The sequence below is a fragment of the Roseomonas chloroacetimidivorans genome (assembly GCF_049629625.1).
GTDB lineage: Bacteria > Pseudomonadota > Alphaproteobacteria > Acetobacterales > Acetobacteraceae > Roseomonas > Roseomonas chloroacetimidivorans.
Genome location: NZ_JBNBZS010000202.1, coordinates 1 through 3156, shown reverse-complemented (window position 1 = coordinate 3156; position 3156 = coordinate 1). Strand labels below are relative to the sequence as shown.

The 3156-nt window shown below is 66.0% G+C and carries 4 protein-coding genes and 1 pseudogene; 1 reads left to right on the top strand and 4 read right to left on the bottom strand.

Going from position 1 to position 3156, the window contains the following annotated elements; all coding sequences use genetic code 11:
* Nucleotides 1–618 (top strand): annotated as a pseudogene (locus ACO1BU_RS36500) (integrase core domain-containing protein); the annotation flags it as partial.
* A gap of 100 nt (nucleotides 619–718) precedes the next feature.
* On the opposite strand, the gene ACO1BU_RS36495 reads toward ACO1BU_RS36500, so the two are convergent.
* The 4 genes from ACO1BU_RS36495 to ACO1BU_RS36480 form a co-directional block, all read right to left on the bottom strand.
* Nucleotides 719–1288 (bottom strand): hypothetical protein, encoded by a 570-nt coding sequence (locus ACO1BU_RS36495; protein WP_424140763.1) that lies wholly within the window; start codon nucleotides 1286–1288, stop codon nucleotides 719–721.
* A complete protein-coding gene (locus ACO1BU_RS36490; protein ID WP_424140762.1) occupies nucleotides 1285–2097 on the bottom strand; it encodes a pectate lyase family protein in 813 nt (270 codons plus the stop codon). Before ACO1BU_RS36490 ends, ACO1BU_RS36495 begins: the two co-directional genes overlap by 4 nt.
* The gene (gene lysC / locus ACO1BU_RS36485) at nucleotides 2094–2399 is read right to left on the bottom strand and encodes an Rz1-like lysis system protein LysC (RefSeq protein ID WP_424140761.1); all 306 of its coding nucleotides are present in this window, start codon (nucleotides 2397–2399) and stop codon (nucleotides 2094–2096) included. The genes ACO1BU_RS36490 and lysC overlap by 4 nt, the downstream gene beginning before the upstream one ends.
* 252 nt (nucleotides 2400–2651) lie before the next feature.
* Nucleotides 2652–2990, bottom strand: a complete 339-nt coding sequence (locus tag ACO1BU_RS36480) for a hypothetical protein (RefSeq protein WP_424140760.1) — start codon at nucleotides 2988–2990, stop codon at nucleotides 2652–2654.
* Between the last annotated feature and the right edge of the window lie 166 nt (nucleotides 2991–3156).

The following is a 3156-nucleotide window of genomic DNA, read 5'->3' as shown; positions in this document are numbered from 1 at the left end:
ACTTCCCGAAGGGGACGGACCTGAGCGCGTGGGACGCCGACGACCTCGCGGCCGTCGCCGCGGCGCTCAACGGCAGGCCGCGCAAGACGCTCGGGTGGAGAACCCCAGCCGAAGCTCTTGATGCGGTGCTGCGATCAGCGCAGACAGGTGTTGCGACGGCCAGTTGAACGTAGGCAATATGGCAGCATTCGGTACACGGAAAGGCTGCTCGAGGCCGGGATTGAACCCTCGGTCGGCAGCGTCGGTGACAGCTATGACAACGCCCTCGCCGAGAGCGTCATTGGGCTATTCAAGACGGAGGTGATCCGTCTCCGCGGCCCGTGGCGCTCCCTCGAGGCCGTCGAGTTCGCCACCCTCGAATGGGTGGCCTGGTTCAACAACCAACGCCTCCTCGAGCCGATCGGGAACATCCCTCCCGCCGAAGCCGAGGCGCGCTACTATACAGCAAGCCAGGACCAGCCCTGGCCGAGTACCCAAGCCCAATGGCCTCCGGCAGACCCGGGGCGGTTCAGTGCTGCGAAGTCCGCGTCGGCCGGAGGCTCTGGCATTGGCTGCCAGAGATCCGGATGGGTCATACGCTCGTCAGCCCAGGCCCAAGCCTTGGCCCAGTCGTCATAGAACCCCTCGCCGACTTCATAGGAGCCGTCCGTCCTCCGGCGTTTGCAGAGGATGACGTGCGTCCCGTCTCGGGGCGCCGTGCTGATCGGTTGCCAGTCCATCAGCCGCCGCCGTCCAGCATCTTCACCGCCTGCTCGCGGCCGCGCTTCAGGTAAGAGAGGACCTCCTTCTTGTTCCCGTTCTTGCTGTCGGGCTTCCTTTCGGCGACTGCGGTCGCGGCATCGAACAGCGCCAGAAGGTCGTCGCCGTCACCAGCCGGGGGCTGCGACTGCTCCGGAGCGGCAGGTGTCAGCAGAGGACGCAACGCCACCAGCGCCTGTTCCGCCCGGTCCAACAGCGCCGCCGCGTCCGCAGGCTGCTCCGTCTCGCCCGAACCGGGCTGCTCCGTCTCGGGCTGCTCAGGCTCAGGCACGCCGGGCAGGCTGGGCTGGTCAGGCTCGGCCGCCGGCTGCTCCTCCACGGGCTGTTGCGGCTGCTCGGGGGTGAGCTGGTCCGAGGCGCCGGGCACAGGCAGCGCGTCCGGCTTGATCACGCCAGCATTGGCGCGGACGTGCTCTTCCACCGCCTCCAGCGGGAGCGGGTTGTATGTGCAAGGCGGCTTGTAATCCGTGGTGAATTTGCCGTCCTGGGCGCTGGCCTCGCCCTTGCCCGGCTTGCTGCCCCAGGTCACGGCGGACTTGAAGAGGTTCTTGCCCAGGTTCCACAGCCCGGAAAGTCGCTGTCCACACCGACGATGGGGTCATCGACATTCTCGAAGACATTGCCGGAGACGTAGCCCTTCGCGCCCTCGCGGAGGTTGATGGCCGTGGTGTCGATGTCGAGGTAATAGTTGTTCTGGATGTCGGCGAAGCCGTAGCGGACGGATGGGCAGCGCGAGCCGAGCTTGCGGAACCAGTTGCGGTAGTACGAGATGAAGCGGTCCAGCGGCTTCGTGGTATCGTCGTCAGTGTGGCCAACCAGCGGTGCTTTGTGATGATCGTGCAAGTGGTTGTAGAGGAAGGTGCCGTAGATCGAGCCACGCTTCACATCGAGAATGCCGTCATAGTAGTCCTTGCTGACGTCCTCGAACTGGCTGCTCAGATCGCAGTGCGACACGATGAAGTTCTGGCAGCCGCTCTCGAAGCCGACAGCATCCTTGCTGCCTTCCTTTACCTTCGACACGCCGACGTTGTGGAGGATCAGGTTCTTCGAGCCGAAGAAGCGGATGCCAATATCGGCGAAGTCCACGCCGGAGCCGGAGCCAACGATGGACACGAAGGACTTGTTCTTGATCAGAACCTCATCATCCTTGGTGTTGGACCCGCGAACGTTGTCCTTTAACTCGATGATGATTGGGCCAGTGGCGCCGTCGATGAGCGCCTGAAGCTCGTCACCCGAGGTGGCCGTGACGGTCTTGCCGCCGTTGCCGCCCTTGGTTCCGCCGTTCATCCCGGCGAAGCCGCTGACGGGCTGGATGCTGTTGAGGAAGTCGTTGTTCATCGAATAATCTCCGTCAGGTGGCCAGGGTTGGTCGGCGCGGCCTGAGCCGCGACCAGGTCGCGCACGCGATCGAGCTTCGCGCGGCAGTCCGCCCCGGCCTCTGCGAGGTCGAGCACCCAACTCGCGAGGTCGGCGTCGTCGGCGCTATCGGGCGGGGGTTCCGGCTGCGGCAGGCAGGCCAGCAGGCCGGCCGGCAGGGAGAGAGGCTGCACCCGCACCTGCGTCACGGGCGCGGCGCAGGCTGCGGACAGCAGCAGCAACAGCAGGGCTGGTGCTGCACGCCGTAGAGGGCGGGCTCGCATAGATGACCTTCCTGGTGGCGGCGATGGCATCGGCGCGCTCGCGGGCCGCCTGGGCGTCGGCGCGCAGGGCTTCCTCGTTGCGCGCGGCGTTGGCCTTCAGCTCGGCCAGGGCCTTCTCGTTCGCAGCCAGGGCTATCCGGGCCGAAGGTGCGTCGGCTTGGGCCCACGCCCGTTCGCCGCGTTCCCAGATCGCCCACGTCGTCAGACCGAGGACGGCCAGCGCGACGGCGCCCCAGCGGGCGAGGATGCCGGTCACGCGGCGCTAGCGGGCCTGACCTTGGCCGCTACCAGCTTTTCCCGGCCCTTGGTGATCAGGGCGCGCAGGACGTCAGCCGAGACGCCACCGATATCCTCGATCGTGTCCGGCAGACGGTTCTGGAGGTTCACCACGGCCTGATCCATGGTGAGGATCAAACCGCGCTCCAGCTCCGCTGCCACGGTCTCGGCCGCAGCCGCCAGGCGGGCGTTTTGGCTGGCCAGGATCTTCTCCTTCAGCCAAGCGCGGGCCAGCGGGATAAGCAGGCCGCCAGCCGTGGTGATGGCGAGCGCCAGCACACCAGCAGCCGCTTGGGCCACGGGGGTCCAGTCCATCCTTGTTCTCCGATTTATGAGGAAAATCAGGGCCGTCAAACGACGGATTTTATCCTGAGATAATTTCTGACCGGCTCAGCGCCGTTAGACGCGCCGCCCCATGACCAGCACACGACCGGCCTATAAGGCTCGCATCCTGTACCTGGACCAGCTGCTCGACCCGAGA

Bases quoted from the DNA above. Each gene is read 5' to 3' on its own strand.
- lysC (WP_424140761.1), bottom strand. From the start codon at position 2,399: ATGCGAGCCCGCCCTCTACGGCGTGCAGCACCAGCCCTGCTGTTGCTG.
- ACO1BU_RS36480 (WP_424140760.1), bottom strand. From the start codon at position 2,990: ATGGACTGGACCCCCGTGGCCCAAGCGGCTGCTGGTGTGCTGGCGCTC.
- ACO1BU_RS36490 (WP_424140762.1), bottom strand. From the start codon at position 2,097: ATGAACAACGACTTCCTCAACAGCATCCAGCCCGTCAGCGGCTTCGCC.